The sequence below is a fragment of the Halolamina salina genome, assembly GCF_042678005.1.
In the GTDB taxonomy this organism is placed as follows: Archaea; Halobacteriota; Halobacteria; order Halobacteriales; family Haloferacaceae; genus Halolamina; species Halolamina salina.
The window spans coordinates 16,673-29,932 of the sequence record NZ_JBHUDH010000039.1; the positions used below are offsets into that span (position 1 = coordinate 16,673).

At 67.7% G+C, this 13,260-nt stretch carries 17 protein-coding genes; 11 read left to right on the top strand and 6 right to left on the bottom strand.

The genetic code is table 11. The features are described from left to right. Together ACFR9S_RS04990 and ACFR9S_RS04995 are read left to right on the top strand one after the other, a co-directional pair. Positions 1–368 (top strand): AAA family ATPase (locus ACFR9S_RS04990; protein WP_379818189.1); only part of this gene is annotated, 368 nt, incomplete at its 5' end. After that, entirely contained in the window at positions 365–1,237 is an 873-nt protein-coding gene (locus ACFR9S_RS04995) for an ABC transporter permease (RefSeq protein ID WP_379818190.1), read from the top strand. The genes ACFR9S_RS04990 and ACFR9S_RS04995, both read left to right, overlap by 4 nt. 61 nt (positions 1,238–1,298) lie before the next feature. Here the strand turns inward: ACFR9S_RS04995 and ACFR9S_RS05000 are convergent, their stop codons facing one another. The 3 genes from ACFR9S_RS05000 to ACFR9S_RS05010 all read right to left on the bottom strand — a co-directional run bounded on the left by ACFR9S_RS05000 (position 1,299) and on the right by ACFR9S_RS05010 (position 3,957). Continuing rightward, on the bottom strand, positions 1,299–2,081 hold the full coding sequence (locus tag ACFR9S_RS05000) for a hypothetical protein (RefSeq protein WP_379731257.1): 783 nt from the start codon (positions 2,079–2,081) through the stop codon (positions 1,299–1,301). Between the two features lie 104 nt (positions 2,082–2,185). Beyond that, positions 2,186–3,037, bottom strand: coding sequence for an SDR family oxidoreductase (locus ACFR9S_RS05005; RefSeq protein WP_379731256.1), 852 nt, complete (start codon positions 3,035–3,037; stop codon positions 2,186–2,188). A gap of 176 nt (positions 3,038–3,213) precedes the next feature. After that, positions 3,214–3,957, bottom strand: a complete 744-nt coding sequence (locus ACFR9S_RS05010; RefSeq protein WP_379731255.1) for an Lrp/AsnC family transcriptional regulator — start codon at positions 3,955–3,957, stop codon at positions 3,214–3,216. Positions 3,958–4,213: 256 nt separating this feature from the next. Between ACFR9S_RS05010 and ACFR9S_RS05015 the strand changes: the two genes are divergently transcribed. The 4 genes from ACFR9S_RS05015 to ACFR9S_RS05030 all read left to right on the top strand — a co-directional run bounded on the left by ACFR9S_RS05015 (position 4,214) and on the right by ACFR9S_RS05030 (position 7,302). Then, complete coding sequence (locus ACFR9S_RS05015) at positions 4,214–4,564, top strand: hypothetical protein (RefSeq protein WP_379731254.1); 351 nt, start codon at positions 4,214–4,216, stop codon at positions 4,562–4,564. Between the two features lie 120 nt (positions 4,565–4,684). After that, the gene (locus tag ACFR9S_RS05020; protein WP_379731253.1) at positions 4,685–5,371 is read left to right on the top strand and encodes a potassium channel family protein; all 687 of its coding nucleotides are present in this window, start codon (positions 4,685–4,687) and stop codon (positions 5,369–5,371) included. 24 nt (positions 5,372–5,395) lie between these two features. Beyond that, on the top strand, positions 5,396–5,755 hold the full coding sequence (locus tag ACFR9S_RS05025) for a hypothetical protein (RefSeq protein ID WP_379731252.1): 360 nt from the start codon (positions 5,396–5,398) through the stop codon (positions 5,753–5,755). Beyond that, a complete protein-coding gene (locus ACFR9S_RS05030; protein ID WP_379731251.1) occupies positions 5,752–7,302 on the top strand; it encodes a TrkH family potassium uptake protein in 1,551 nt (516 codons plus the stop codon). Before ACFR9S_RS05025 ends, ACFR9S_RS05030 begins: the two co-directional genes overlap by 4 nt. A 136-nt stretch (positions 7,303–7,438) precedes the next feature. Here the strand turns inward: ACFR9S_RS05030 and ACFR9S_RS05035 are convergent, their stop codons facing one another. After that, on the bottom strand, positions 7,439–7,705 hold the full coding sequence (locus tag ACFR9S_RS05035; RefSeq protein WP_379731250.1) for a DUF7521 family protein: 267 nt from the start codon (positions 7,703–7,705) through the stop codon (positions 7,439–7,441). Then, positions 7,702–8,076 carry a helix-turn-helix domain-containing protein gene (locus ACFR9S_RS05040; RefSeq protein ID WP_379731249.1) on the bottom strand — a complete coding sequence of 125 codons (375 nt, stop codon included), beginning with the start codon at positions 8,074–8,076 and terminating at the stop codon, positions 7,702–7,704. Before ACFR9S_RS05040 ends, ACFR9S_RS05035 begins: the two co-directional genes overlap by 4 nt. A 329-nt stretch (positions 8,077–8,405) precedes the next feature. Here ACFR9S_RS05040 and ACFR9S_RS05045 point away from each other — a divergent pair, with 329 nt between their 5' ends. From ACFR9S_RS05045 to ACFR9S_RS05055, 3 genes are read left to right on the top strand one after another with little or no spacing between them, the layout of a single operon-like run. Then, positions 8,406–8,639 carry a DUF2249 domain-containing protein gene (locus tag ACFR9S_RS05045; RefSeq protein WP_379731248.1) on the top strand — a complete coding sequence of 78 codons (234 nt, stop codon included), beginning with the start codon at positions 8,406–8,408 and terminating at the stop codon, positions 8,637–8,639. 57 nt (positions 8,640–8,696) lie between these two features. Continuing rightward, positions 8,697–10,052 (top strand): hypothetical protein, encoded by a 1,356-nt coding sequence (locus tag ACFR9S_RS05050; protein ID WP_379818191.1) that lies wholly within the window; start codon positions 8,697–8,699, stop codon positions 10,050–10,052. 60 nt (positions 10,053–10,112) lie between these two features. Further along, positions 10,113–10,421, top strand: coding sequence for a cupin domain-containing protein (locus tag ACFR9S_RS05055; protein ID WP_379732425.1), 309 nt, complete (start codon positions 10,113–10,115; stop codon positions 10,419–10,421). 45 nt (positions 10,422–10,466) lie between these two features. Here ACFR9S_RS05055 and ACFR9S_RS05060 read toward each other — a convergent pair whose 3' ends face one another. Further along, positions 10,467–11,015, bottom strand: a complete 549-nt coding sequence (locus ACFR9S_RS05060) for a hypothetical protein (RefSeq protein ID WP_379818192.1) — start codon at positions 11,013–11,015, stop codon at positions 10,467–10,469. Positions 11,016–11,136: 121 nt separating this feature from the next. Between ACFR9S_RS05060 and ACFR9S_RS05065 the strand changes: the two genes are divergently transcribed. Both ACFR9S_RS05065 and ACFR9S_RS05070 read left to right on the top strand, forming a co-directional pair. Beyond that, on the top strand, positions 11,137–12,576 hold the full coding sequence (locus tag ACFR9S_RS05065; protein ID WP_379818193.1) for an LVIVD repeat-containing protein: 1,440 nt from the start codon (positions 11,137–11,139) through the stop codon (positions 12,574–12,576). A gap of 191 nt (positions 12,577–12,767) precedes the next feature. Then, on the top strand, positions 12,768–13,013 hold the full coding sequence (locus ACFR9S_RS05070; protein ID WP_379733200.1) for a MarR family transcriptional regulator: 246 nt from the start codon (positions 12,768–12,770) through the stop codon (positions 13,011–13,013). Positions 13,014–13,260: the final 247 nt, after the last annotated feature.

Here is a 13,260-nt window from a genome sequence, read left to right on the forward strand (position 1 = left end):
TCGGCGGCTACTCCAACGGGATGAACCGCCGGCTCGCGCTCGCATCGGCGCTGCTCGACCGCCCCCGGCTGCTGCTGCTCGACGAGCCGACCGCGGGCCTCGACCCGCTGGGCGTCGCGGAGTTCCACCGCATCCTCGACCGCCTGCGCGAGGAGTCCGATCTGACCGTCGTCATCACGAGCCACGTGCTCTCGGAGATCGAGGCGCTGTGTGACGACGCCGCGGTGCTCCACGACGGCGACCTGCTGTTCGACGGCCCCGTCGACGAGCTGCGGGAGCTGGGCGGCGACGACATCGAAGCCGGCTTCGGCGCCCTGATCGCGGAGGCGGGTGGCAGTCGAGGAGAGACTCTGGAGGTGGAACGATGACGGACGTGAGCGCCGAGGAGGACGGCGTCACCGAGGAGCCGGCGTTCGCCCTGCCGACGGGGGTGAGCGAGGGGTCGGCGCTCGATCAGGTCGCCACCGTCGCGCGCCTGGAGTTCACCCTCGCGGTCCGGAACCGCTGGGCGTTCGCGCTGGCGGCGCTGTTCGCCTCGCTGTCGCTGCTCGTCATCGCCCTCGGCGGGCAGGGCGGGGTGGTCCGCGCCGACGCGGTCGTCGTCAGCCTCGTCGAGCTCTCGGCGCTGCTGCTTCCGCTGGTCGCGCTGCTGTTCGGCTCCGACGCCGTCGTCGGCCGCGACGAGTCCGGCTGGCTCGGCGTGCTGTTCGCGCTGCCGGTGCCGCGGGGCCGCATCGTCGTCGGGACGTACCTCGGTCGGCTGGCGGTGTTTACGGGCGCGGTCGTCGCCGGCTTCGGCGTCGGCGGGCTCTGGCTCGCGGCCCAGGGGCGGTTCACCGCCGCGTACCTCGGACTCGTCGGCGCGGCGGTGCTCGGCGGCGCGGCGTTCCTCGCGCTGTCGGTGCTGCTGTCGACGCTCGCCGCGGAGAAGACCCACGCCCTCGGCGGCGCGCTGCTGCTGTGGGTGTGGGTCGCGCTGGTCCACGACCTCGTCTCCGTCGGGCTGATCGCCGCCGACCTCGTGGGGCCGGACTGGCTGGCCGCCTTCGTGCTCGCGAACCCCGCCACCGCGTTCCGCGTGCTCGCGCTCCAGTCGGTGCCGACGGTGACCGGCGGGATGGCCGACGTGCTGGTCGGCTCCGGCGTGACGCCGCCGGTGCTCGTGGCGGCGCTGGTCGCGTGGAGCCTCGCGGGCACGTGGCTGGCAAGTCGGCTGGTCCGCCGCCGGAGCGTCTGAGGAACGACTCGCCCCGCCCGATCGCCGCCTTCTCCTCGGATTCGTCCAGCGATCCTCCGGATCAGTCGTCCGATTCCGGCGCCCACTCGGGCCGGGTGACGTTCGTCGGTCCGGGATCGACGGCGACGTCGATGGACGTGGTCGCTGATTCCCCGCGGAGGTGCTTGTTGAGGAGGTACTCCCCCACGGTCTCCGCGCGGACGAACCGGAACGTGACGTTCGCGTAGAGGAGTTGGTCGGTCTCCGCGTCGACGTAGAGGACGCCCGACGCCAACTCGACGTTGTACGCCGTCCGGCCCGACTCGAAGTTGGCGGTGTTGTACCACCCGCTCTGTGCGGCGTAGACGGCGACTTTCCGTCCCTCGTACGTCGTCGTCCCCGTTCGCTCGTACTCCGGGTACTCGAGGACGGTCAGCAGGAGGCTGCGCCCACCGCCCGGGGACTCCTCGTCCGTGTCGACCACGACGGCGGTCATCGTCTCGTTGTTCTGTCTGACCAGCCGTTCGTCCGCGCTGAGTTCGAGCAGTTGCTCGTACTGCGTTGCGGTCGACGCCACCGACCGCGTCACGGAGCGGTTCTCGTGCCAGTACGTCGTGTACGTCACGTCCTCGAACTCGGCGGTGAGGAGCATCTCCCCGTCGGGCTCGTCGTTGCTGATGTCGTAGGCGACGAACTGGTTTCCGTTCGTGGAGAGCGACATGTTGGAGCTGTACGACCCGTCGGGCTCGGCGTCGTCGAACGGGGCGTCGGTGCCCGCGGCCGCCGGGTGGTAGCCGAACAGGCCGTAGAGGAGGGCAACGGCGATCGCGAGGACGACGACGGCGACCGTTCGTCTCCGATTCATGCCGGGCGTTTGGAGTCCAGCCGTGATAGAACTGGTTCCGGTCGCTGAACGCCTACTTAGGTCGATTCAGGAGGCTGTGAGGCCCGCTTCGAGCGGCGGACCGATCACGCCTCGCGTTGGAACTCAGGATCGAACATCCGTGCCGACATCGGCGCCGGGTCGCCGTCGGTGACGTTGTACTCGGAGAAGTCGGTCACGCCCGCCTCCCGGAGCAGCGCCTCGTCGTAGAAGCTGTTGCCCGTACACTCGGACGGATCGCGCGCGAGGATCTCGAGGACCGCGTCCGAGACGACCTCCGGAGTGCGCCAGTCGTCCTCGGTTCCGAGCTCGAAGTAGCGACTCGCGCGGGTGTCGATCGTGGTCACCGGCCAGAACGTGTTACAGCCCACACCGTCGCTCGCCAGCTCTTCGGCGAGCGAGAGCGTGATGAACGACATCCCGAGCTTCGACCACGCGTACGGCGCCTTCCCGGGGGAGCGGTCGGTCACGATCGGCGGCGAGTTCGACAGCAGCCACGCCCCTTCCTGTCCCGCGAGGTGGTCGGCGAACGAGTGCGCGACGAGGTGGCTCCCGCGGACGTTCACGTCGGTCAGCAGGTCGAACCGGTCGGCCGGCAGGTCGGCGATATTCGCCAGTTGGATCGCGCTGGCGTTGTTGATCACGATGTCCACCTCGCCGAAGTGGTCGATCGCCTCGTCGACGACGGTCTCCACGCGGTCCTCGTCGCGGAGGTCGAGTTCGAGCGCGAGCGACTCCGGCCCGCGCTCGCGCACCTCGCGGGCCGTCTGCTCGATCGAGCCAGCGAGCTCGGTCTCGTCGCCGTCGGTCGTCTTCCCCGTCGAGACGACGTTGCAGCCGTGATCGGCGAGCGCGAGCGCGAGCTGTTTACCGATCCCGCGGGTCGTGCCGGTGATGAACGCCGTCGATTCGGAGAGGTCCGGGTTCGCGAGTGCCATGGCCCCGAGTCGGCCGACGGGAGTATAATTCCCGGTGACCGGGCCGCGGGCTCGGCGTGAATAAACCGTGTGTCCCGCGCGTTCCGTACTGTTCGACAGTCACGATCCTGTCGCGTTGCCCACAGTCAGCCGGTCCACGAATGCGCCTCGCACCGGGCGTGCGTAGTCGGGCCGCGTTATTGAGTTCCGAACACTTCGAGCGCTCCTTTCTCCAGCCCGGACTTCGAGAACAGCGAGATGACGTCGCCGGTCTGCATGACGGTCTCACCTTTCGGCGTCAGTACGTCGCCGTCCCGTTCGATCCCGACCACCAGCATTTCGTCGGCCAGTAGCCCTTCCTCGACTGCCTCCTCGATGGTGAGCCCCGCGACCTTGGCGCCTTCCGAGACGGTGAACTCGACGACTTCTGCGCCGCCGGCGAGGCTCATGAAGTCAGTCAACGACGGCCCGACGGGGGCGTCTTCCGGCCCGAACGGGTTGTACGGCTGGTGGTACTCCCCCTCGATGACGCTCTCGTCCTCGATCTCCAAGCCGATGTCGGACAGTTCACCCGCGATACGGCTGATGTCTTCGGTGTTCGATCCGACCGCAGTCACCGCGATGTTCGTCTTCCCGGTCATCAACTCTCGGACGGCCACCACGCCGGAAACATCCAGCGCAGACTGGGCGAGCCGGTCACGCTCCGGGATCGGGGCCGTACAGCTGAACTGGTAGGTGACGTGTCCTTCGATGGATTTGTAGTTGATGTCGGCGAGATACCCGCGCAGTATCCCCTCCGCCTCGAGTTGGTGGATCCGGTTCCGGATCGTTGCCGCGGTCACCTCCATCTCCTCGGCGATCTCCGACGCCGTCGTGTTCCGGGCGTCACGCGCCAGATAGTAGAGGATCCGCTTGTCGATCTCGTCGACGCGGTATTCCATACTCGGGGTAGGGTCAGTACGCATAATTAATCCCCGATACGAGCATGGTCAGTTCGTTGTCGTGACCGCGCATGGCTCTCACACGACCACCGAGATTCTGCAAGTTGAAAAATATGGGTCGTATATTTTCGTAGCAAAAATTGAATGCCAACACTTATTCTGCATCGGTGATCTACCATGGAGTAGCCAGCACGGGGACCACCAGGGTCCCGTTCGACGGCCGACCAGCGGTGTACGACCGAACTGGCCAACACCCATGACACGATCCGAGATCGATACCCCGGACGGTATCCCGAAGGACGTCGCCGCGACTCTCGAGGGGTGTAGCGACGCGGAACTCCGAGAGATCGTTCACTACGCCCAACAGCTTCTCGACGCGCATCCGCCGCTCACCGACGCCATCGAGTCACGGCCCGGCGAGGACCTCCTTCGCGTGGAGGACCACGGCACGTACACGATTGCGGTCGTAGAACGCCCCGACGAGAGGGGGGACGCCCGTGGCCCGTTCGCCTACCGCGTCACCTGGGAGCCGGAGGGCGACGACGGGGCGGGCCAGTATCGGTGGCACTATCTCGGCAAGGTCTACGGCAAATCGGAGGAGGGCTGAGATGTCGGTCTCCGTCTTCCAGTGTGTCGTCGTGCCAGTTGCCAGCTGCGAGGTCTACGAAGCATGAACGAACTGAAACGCGGGATGGACTCGCGGACGATCATCCGATAACTCACATCTATGTACATCATCATCGTCGGAGCGGGTGACATCGGTTCTCCGCTCATCGACATCGCTACTCGTTCCGGAAACGAGGTCGTCGTCGTCGAGCGGGACGCACGGAAAGCCGACGCGATCGCAGAACAGTACGACTGCTTGGTTCTGAACGCGGACGCGACGACGATGGAGACGCTTGAGGACGCCGGCGCCGGGCGGGCCGACGCGATCATTTCGACGACCGATCAGGACGCGACCAACGTTATGGTGTGTCTGCTCGCGAAGGAACTGGACGTTCCGGCCATCACGTCGGTCGTACACGATGCGGAGCACATGAACCTCTTCCGGCAGATCGGCGTGAACACGATCGAGAACCCACAGCAGCTCATCGCCGGATATCTCTATCGGGCGGTCGCGAGACCGGCGATCGTCGACTACATGCGGATCGGTGAGCGGGCGGAGGTGTTCGAGATCACCGTTACGGAGGACGCGCCGATCGCCGGGAAAACGCTCACTGAAGCGGGTGAGGGCGGCCTTCTGGGGGACGACGCTCTGATCGTCGCTATCGAGCGTGAGGGCGAAGACCGGCCGCTGACCCCCCGAGGGAACACCCGGATCGAGGCGAACGATCTGTTGACCGTCTACTCGGCCACCGGGGCCGACCCCGAACTGACGGACGTCTTCGGACACTACGAAGACCGGGAAGCGTAACTAACGAACAGTCTCCTCGCCATCATGTCCAACTCATCCGTCGGCCGACTCGACGTCGCGACCGCTCCGAAGACCGCCCTCGGAGACGTCGGTGCCCTCCACATCCGCATCGGGGAGCTGATGCTGGTGCCGCTGCTGGTCGCTTCGCTCTACCGGGAGTGGTACAGCACGCTGGCGTTTCTCGCCGCTGCGGGCGTCACTGCGCTTGCCGGCGGAGCGACGTACAAGCTCGCGGACGCTCCGGAGCCGAAACGCTACCACGCGATGATCGTCGCCGCGCTCGGCTGGCTCGTGACGGCGGCGTTCGGCGCGATACCGTTCGTCGTCGCGGCGTCCGAAACTGATGGCCGCTACCTCGGAACGCTACCCGATCAGTCACGATGAGAGTGGACACGAAGACGGTCGGACGCGACGTCGGTCGAATCGTACAGGCTGTCTCGCTGATGATGGTCGCCTCCATCGTCGTGGCAGCCGTCAACCGAGAGTTCTTCGCGATCCCCGCCTTTCTGGTCTCCGCCGCCGTTACGGCCGGGATCGGCACCGCACTCGCCCGCCGGTATCGGGACGCAGCGCCGCCGGAGAAACGCGACGCGATGGTGACCGCCGCGACCGCGTGGGCGCTGGTCGGCGTCCTCGGGGGGCTGCCGTTCGTGCTCATCGCGTGGACGATTCAGCTCGACCCGTTCCCCGTTTGGGCGAACACGCCACCGATGGACTCGACGACGGCGGTGTTCCGACACCCGCTCGATGCGGTGTTCGAGAGCATGAGCGGCTTCACCGGTACCGGTCTCACGATGGCCGCCGTCGAGGAGAAGCTCCCGCGGTCGCTGCACTGGTGGCGGTCGCTCATCGAGTGGGTCGGGGGCGTCGGCGTCATCGTGCTGACCGTCGCGATCCTCCGCCGCAGTGGCGGGGGCGGGTCGTACACGCTATACGAGAGCGAGGCGCGTTCGGAGAAGATCCACCCGAGTATCGTCACCACGGTTCAGGAGATTTGGAAAATCTTCGTCGGTCTCACTGTCGGTTCCATCGTGCTGTTCCTGCTGGCCGGGATGCCGTTGTGGGACGCCATCAACCACGGAATGACGGGAATCGCGACGGGCGGGTTCTCGGTCCACGCGGAGTCGATCGGGCACTACGACAGCGCGATCATCGAGTACGCGACGGTCCCGATCATGATCGCCGGCAGCATCGCGTTCCCGATCCACTATCTGCTGTTCAAGGGCGAACTCCGGAACTTCTACTCGGACCTCCAGACGCGGTGGGTGTTGATCTGGTTCGTCGGCGGATCGCTCGCGCTGACGGCGATACTCTACGTGAACGGGGAGTACGCCACGCTGGAAGAGACGTTCCGGGTGAGCCTGTTCCAGTTCGTCTCGGCCGCGTCGAACACCGGGTTCGGGAGCGCGACGATCGGCGGCGGAACCGAGCAGGTCTGGAGCGCCGGAGCGACGCTGCTGACGTGTCTGGGGATGCTCACGGGCGGGGCCGCCGGGTCGACGACCAGCGGGCTCAAACTGATCCGGGTCGCCACCCTCGTCAAGGGGACCGTCTGGCAGATTCAAGAGGTGTTCCGTCCCGACAGTGCGATCCGATACCTCCGAATCGGCGAGCGAAAGCTCGACGAGAAACAGCTCCAAGGCGAGTACACGGAGGCGACGGTCGTGTTCGTCCTCTGGATCACCTTCCTCGCGGTCGGTGTCGCCGTCCTCCTGCGTGTTCTGGCACCGGCCTACCCGTTGGAGTACGTGGTGTTCGACGTGATGAGCGCCCAGAGCAACGTCGGACTGGACTCCGGGATCACTGGCCCCGGCATGCCCGACACCGCCAAGGCGATGTTGATCGTCAACATGTGGGTCGGGCGCTTGGAGATTATCCCGGTCGCAGTGCTCTTGGGGACGATTTTCCGACGGTTCGACCTGTATCGATAGTGGAAGAGTGCGTAGAGTGCGGTTCCCGGCCCGTTCGATCCGCTCCGGGTCGGCTGTCTGTCGAGGCCGCCGAGAGGACGTGGACCTCCCGACGCCCGCTTGACGGCGAGCGGTGTGGGACGTTCCCTCCCGAACTCTACTCCACGTGCAGCGAGTAGAGGATCACGCCGAACCCCAGCGTCGTGAACGCGCTCTCGACGACGAGCGCGAACTCGTTGTTCACCGGCAGGAGTTGGTCGACGATCCCCGCCAGCAGCGCGCCGACGGTGATCGCACCGAACCCGATCGCGAGCGCCCGTAGCGCCGCCGATCCGTTACGCCGGTAGGCCCGGACCGCGTACAGCGTGATCGAGCCGCCGAGGACGAGCGTGAGCGTCTTGAGTACGACGACGGCGACGTTCATGTTTCGGTGCGCACCTCCGACCAGAGCGCCGAGAGCCGTTCCTCGGGCGTCGACTCCGTGCGGCCGATCGAGAGTTCGAGCGAGCCGTCCTCGTCGAGCGAGACTTGGATCTCCTCGAAGTCCGCGACGTACCGGGTCGTGTGGCGGCCGTCGTCCCGGATCTCCGTCCGCTCGTCGACCAGCGAGGCGTCGCTGAGCAGGTCCAGCTTGCGGTAGGTCGTCGACTGCGGGATGTCACACGCCTCGGAGAGCTCCTTGGCGGCCATCGGGCTGTCGAGCTGTTCGATGATCGCTCGGCAGTCCGGATCGTCCAGCGCGTCGAGCACGTCCTGTAGCTGCGGCGCCTCGACCGCGATCGGGTCACGTTCCATCGTTCTCCGTTCTGCGAGCTTGCTCGCTCCGTACAGCTGTCCGGTCATCGCTCGGTAGTCGTGACGCGTTCATCGTCGGCTACCCTGCGCTCGTCGGCGTCGCTCGCGGCCCGGCCGATCGAGGCGCGGTCGGCGGGCAGCGAGCGTCCACGACTGGTCCCGAATCGTTCGCGGTGAGGGTGTCGCTGCGACATGGCATCGATAGCTGATCGTACAGCCCTGCCGCACCAATCGGTGCTGCCGAACACGTTCGGGACGCTTCCCCGGCCGGTCCGAGCCGAACACCTTCGGAAGAACCCTCTGGGGGAGCCGCCCGCTACCTCGAACAGATGTCCGAGACCACACTCGACGTTCGTGAGATCCCGCCGTCGAACCGCCACCCGAAGATCCACGACGCCTTCGACTCGCTGGACAGCGGCGACGAACTGGTGATCGTGAACGACCACGAGCCCAAACCCCTGTTCTACGAGATGCAGGCCGAGGTCGAGTCGTTCGACGCCGACGGCTACAGCGTCGAACAGCGCGACGACGACGAGTACGTGGCGCGGTTCCCCAAGCAGTAACCCCGACCCGAACGTGTTCGCAGCCATCGGGAGGCCGCTGGGACCCGTTGCTCCGGTATGAGCGCGATCCCCGGCGACGTCGACGCCGACCGCCAGCCGCCGATGACCGTCCCGCTGCGACACTTCCTCGTCGCGAGCGCGTTCCTCCCGCTCGGTGCGGTCGCCGGCCTCGCCGCCGTCGCCGATTTCCGACTGGGACTGCTGTCGCTCGCCCATGCCCACCTGCTGCTCGTGGGCTGGGTCTGTCTCACGATCGCCGGCGCGATGACGCAGTTCGTGCCGGTCTGGTCGGGCGTCGACCTCCACTCGAACCGGCTCGCCGCCCTCCAGCTCCCGCTGATCGCGGGCGGGCTGGTGGGGTTCGCCGCCGGCCTGCTCGCCGGGCGGCTCGCGCTCCTGCCAGCCTTCGGCGCGGCGATGCTGCTGGGGTTCTGGGTGTTCGTCTACAACATCGGCCGGACGCTGGCCCGGGCGCGGCCGTTCGATACGACCGAGCGCCACTTCGCGCTCGCGCTCGGCTTCTTCCTCCTCGCGACGCTGCTGGGGCTGCTGCTGGCGGTCGGCTTCGCTCGACCGTCGATGCTCCCCGCCCCCCGGCCGGCGGTCGTCGGCGCCCACGCGACGCTCGCGGTGTTCGGCGCCGTGCTCACGACGGTACTGGGCGCGCTCTACCAGCTTGGGACGATGTTCACCCAGACCGAACTCCACGGGATCGACGTCCCTCTCGGTCGGTTCGAGGAGTTCGGCTACCCGGCGGGCGTGCTCCTGCTCGCGGGCGGCCGACTCGCGGAATCGGCGACCGTCGCGCGTGCCGGCGGCGTCCTCGTCGCGCTCGCGCTCGTCGCGTTCGCGGTCGTGCTCGCCCGCCGGCTCTGGGAGACGCAGGTCGAGCGGACGCCGATGCTCTCGCGGTACGCCGTCGTCGCGGTCACGACGGCGCTGTGGGCCGCGCTCGCGCTGCCCGCGTGGCTCGCCGACCCGCTCACCCGACCCGCGCTGCTGGGCCGGCCGGGCGTGAGCCACCTGCTCCTGCTCGGCGTCGTCGGCTTCGTCGTCCTCGGCACGGTCTACCACGTCGTCCCGTTCGTCGTCTGGGTCCACCGCTACAGCGACCGACTGGGGTACGAGCCGGTGCCGATGGTCGACGACCTGTACAACGACCGGCTCGCCGCCACCGACTTCTGGTGTTTCCTCGCCGGAACCGCGCTGCTCGTCGCCGACGGCCTGCTCGGCCTCCCGTGGCTCGTCCCGGCGGTCGGCGGCGTCGCGGTCCTCGCCGGGACGCTGCTGTTCGTCGTGAACGTCGCCGGCGTCGTCCGGGAGCACGCCCCCCAGTCGCTACTCGCGGTGTTGCTCGGCACGTGGGCGGCGGTCGAGTCCGACGGCGCGTCGGCGTCACCCGATCGAGACTGAGCCGCCGGCACGAACGTCTTCGGCCGAACGCTCAGGCCCGACCCGGACGGAATCCCGTCGATGCCCGAGATCACCGCGATCGACGACCTGACCGACGCGCCCCACGCGGAAGTGTTCGAGCAGCGCGACCCCCGGACGGTCCGGCTCGAACTCGACGCCGGCGAGGAGGTCCCCGAACACACCCACCCCGGGACGAGCGTCGTTCTGCATCTCCTCGACGGCCGGCTGGAGGTCTCGCTCGACGACGAGACGTACGAACTGGAGTCGGGCGAACTCGCCCGGTTCAGCGGCGACCGCGCGGTCTCTCCCCACGCGGTCGAGCCGAGCACGGCGATAATCGTCCTCGCTCCGGCGGCCGAGGAGTCGTAGTCCGGAAGCGGGGAGGTAGCGGCAGGGAGAACGTCGACGGCGGGGTCAGAACTGCACGTCCGGCGAGTCCGTCGCCGGCGCATCGTCGTCGTCTTCCTCCGGAACGGTCCCCGTTTCCCGGTACTCTTCCTCCAGCGATCGCAACTGTTCGTTGACCGCGTCGCTCTCCTGATGCATCGGCGCCGCGCGGATCCGGACGATCTCGTAGTCGTGACGGTCGTCGACCCCGTTCCAGGCCCGGAACGCGCCGACAGTGAGCGTGTGGGTCTGCGGGCAGAACGCCGTCGTCGGCGTGAACTCGGCCCGCAGCACCGCCGGGTCGTCCGCCTCCTCGGCGTACCGGAAGCCAGCCTCCGGGTGGCGCGTGTCGAAGTTCAGCCGCGCGAGGTTGTAGCCGAACGTCATGTCGTACACGCCGCGCTCCTCGAACAGCTCGTGTGCGATCTCGTGGACGGCGACGTGCTCGTCGGCGAGGAGCACGTTGTGGCCGTCGAGGAACCCCCCGGGTTCGGGGAGATGTTCGGGGACGAACTCCCCCTCCTCGTCGAACGTGGCGTCGTCGTTCCCGCCGCCGAACGGTGAGAGTCCGGACATGGTCGACGCTACGCGCTCTCGGCCCCTACCCGTGGTTCCGAACAAGTTCGGGGCGGGGAAACGACAGTTCCCGTTTCAGCCTCCAGCACGCTTTTGCTCCGCTGCGCCCACCGTCGGGGCGATGCACCGGCGTCAGTTCCTCCGGGCCGCCGGCTGTGCGATCCCCGCCGTCGGCGCCCTCCCTGCCACCGTATCGGCCGCACAATCACCGTTCGAACCGCTCGGCTCCGTCTCGATCACCGGCGCGACGGAAGCGGTCGTCGGTCCCAAGAACGAGACGGCGTACGTCGCGACCCAGGACGGGTTCGCGGTCGTCGACATCTCGACGCCGAGCGAGCCTGCCGTCCTCCAGCGCCGGACGGGGCTGCTGGCGGAGCGAGAGGGCGGGCCGATGCAGGAGATTCTCGACGTGAAGGCAACCGGCGATCTGCTGCTCGTGGCCTGCCCCGCGAACGGGCACGAGGAGCCGGTGGTCGAGGGATTCCTGCTGTACGACGTCACGGACCCGAAAGATCCGGAACGGGTCGCGTTCCACGAGACCGAGTTCCCCATCCACAACGCCGCCCTGACCGAGGAGCGCGCGTACCTGGTCAACGGGAGCGAGGTCGTGATCGTCGGCGTCGCCGACGAGCCGACGGAACTCGGCCGCTGGGCGCCGCGGGACGCCGACCCGGCGTGGGCGGAGGTGGACGGCCTGCTGCGGTTCGCCCACGACGTGTACGCGCAGGGCGACCGGGCGTACGTCGTCGAGTGGGACGCCGGGACGTTCATCCTCGACGTGAGCGATCCGGCAGCGCCGACGGCCGTGACCCGGATCGGCGGTCGGTCGCCGGAAACGCTCGCGGAGATCCCGGGGGAGGACGCCGTCGTTCACTCGCTAAGCATGCCGGGGAACCACCACACGGCGGCCGTGAACGACGACGCCTCGCTGCTCGTCCTCAACAAGGAGGCGTGGCCGACCGAACTCACGGAGGGGACGGATATCCAACCCCTCGGCGAGGTCGAACTCTGGGACGTACGCGAGGAGACCGAGCCGGAGCGCCTCGCGACCATTGAGGCGCCCGACTCCCGCAACCCCGAGAAGGGGGAGATCAACACCACGCCGCACAACTTCGAGATCAGGGGCGATCGCCTCTACAGTTCGTGGTACGACGGCGGCGTCAAGATTCACGACGTGAGCGATCCGCGGAACCCGGCGCTGCTGGCGTGGTGGCGCGACCCCCACGAGTGGACGTTCTGGACCGCCCAGTACGCCACCGAGGAGTTCTTCGTCGCCAGCAGCCACTCGCGGGGGCGGTACAACGCCGGCAAGGGCGCGCTGGTGACGTTCCCGAACCGTGCTGGCGAGCAGGCGTCGCCGCCGGCGCTGACCGACACGGAGACGCCCACGCCGACCGCTGAGCCGACCCCGTCGTCGACCCCAGACAGCCCGACGTCGTCCTCAATTCCGCCCACGTCGACGCCGGCGGCCGACAGCGAGAGCGTGAGCGCCCCCGGGTTCGGCCTGCTCGGGGCCGCGGGGGCGATCTCGCTGGCGACGTGGCGACGCCTGCGGGACTGAACGCTCGACGGTTCAGCCGGCACGGACCGACGACGCTTCGAGAGCGATGGAGGCTGCCGGAGCTAGCGTTAGCTCCCTCCCTCCCCAACTGTGCAGTCCGGCACTGAGTCCCAGAATACACTGACGGGACCCGCGTGTTCGACGATCGTTGTAACCAACATTTACGGATGTCGAACTCGTCGGCGTACTCAATGACGCAGACCCAGCCCAATCGGGCGGACGCGACGACGGAACTCAGCACCGAACCGCCGGCGGACGTGGACTCGACCGCCGGGAAGCTCGTCTACGTCTACCTCTCGTCGGTCGTGGAAGCGACCGTCGACGGCATCGCCGAGGCGCTCGACCTGAAGCTGATCGAACTGCTCCCGACGCTGCGGTCGCTGCAGTCGGCCGGCTACGTCGAGCGTGCCGGCGAGAGCTGTCGGATCGTTCGGTAGAGCGTTTACTTCTGTGGTGGCTCTCCGGCGACCGGGAGCCGCGGGTATTCGAAGGTCTGGTGAGACTCTCTCGGTGGGTTCGGTGATAGCGTCGGTATCTCGCTTGTCGTTGATACCGACAGCAACCGCGACAGCATCTCGATGCTTGACCACTTGCGACCGCAGGGTGCCGGGCACGAGGCCCATCATCAGAAATCGAAGATTTCTGATTGGCAGACGAGAGCTTCGCTCTCGTCGACGGCGCAGC